The organism is Comamonas sp. NyZ500 (genome assembly GCF_016772095.1).
Classification (GTDB): domain Bacteria; phylum Pseudomonadota; class Gammaproteobacteria; order Burkholderiales; family Burkholderiaceae_C; genus Comamonas; species Comamonas thiooxydans.
In genome coordinates this window covers 1-1,061 of the sequence record NZ_JAEIJE010000056.1, presented here as the reverse complement: position 1 = coordinate 1,061, position 1,061 = coordinate 1, and the positions used below count along the sequence as shown (strand labels likewise).

General features: G+C 63.4%; 1 protein-coding gene. It reads left to right on the top strand.

Annotated elements, in window-relative coordinates; translation table 11 throughout:
- A partial coding sequence (locus JAO85_RS25725; protein WP_237735018.1) for a methyl-accepting chemotaxis protein occupies window positions 1–1,061 on the top strand: 1,061 nt, incomplete at both ends.

Sequence of the window (1,061 nt, the reverse complement as noted above, 5' to 3'; positions counted from 1 at the left end):
CTCAAAAGCGGCGAGCCCTGGAGCGCACTGGTCAAGAACCGGCGCAAGAACGGGGACCACTACTGGGTTCGGGCCAATGCCATTCCCATCATCCGCAATGACAAGGCCAAGGGCTATATGTCGGTGCGCACCCAGCCCGAGCGCAAAGAGGTCGAGGCGGCGCAAAAGCTGTATGAGTCCATGCACGACAAGGGCGGTTCAGCCCCCGAGCTGCACAAAGGCATAGTCTCCAAGAAGGGGTTGGGGAAGTTGCTGTCGATCTGGCGGCACATGGGGGTGCGCCGGCGCATTCGCCTGAACTCGCTGGCCTTGTGGGGCGCCCTGGTGCTTGGGGCCTGGCTGCTGGCTCAAAGCCAGATGCAGTTCCTGTCGATGGCGGCCTTCATGACGGTGGCCCTGATGCTGATGACGCTGTTGCTCGAGAGCCAGTTCGCCACGCCGCTGGAGCTGCTCAAGCGTCAGTCGCTGAACGTGGCCACCGGCAACAACCGGCAGACGGAATACTTGCAGCGCTCGGATGAAATCGGCACCACGCTGCGCACGGTCAACCAGATCGGTCTCATGTTCCGCTGGCTGGTGGACGATGTGAACCAGCAGGCGCTCAATGTTCAGCAGGCCTGTAACGAAATCGAGCAGGGCAACAGCTATCTGCACGGGCAGACGGAGCAGCTGGCGGTGAATGTGGCCCAGACCTCGGCCTCCATGGAGCAGATCACGGCTCGGGTTCAATCCAGCGCCGATACGGCGCAAAAAGCCGGTGTGCTGGCCAGCGAAGCCAGCGCGGCGGCCTTGCGCGGGGGGCAGTCCATGGATCAGATCGTCTCCACCATGGAGTCGATCACGGCCAACTCCCGCCGCATTGCCGACATCGTCGGCGTGATTGACAGCATTGCCTTTCAAACCAATTTGCTGGCGCTGAATGCGGCCGTGGAGGCCGCCCGCGCGGGCGAGCATGGCAGGGGGTTTGCCGTCGTTGCCGGCGAGGTGCGGGCCTTGGCGCAGCGCAGCGCCGATGCTGCCAAGGAGATCAAGGCGCTGATTCAGGCCAGCACGGCCACCAT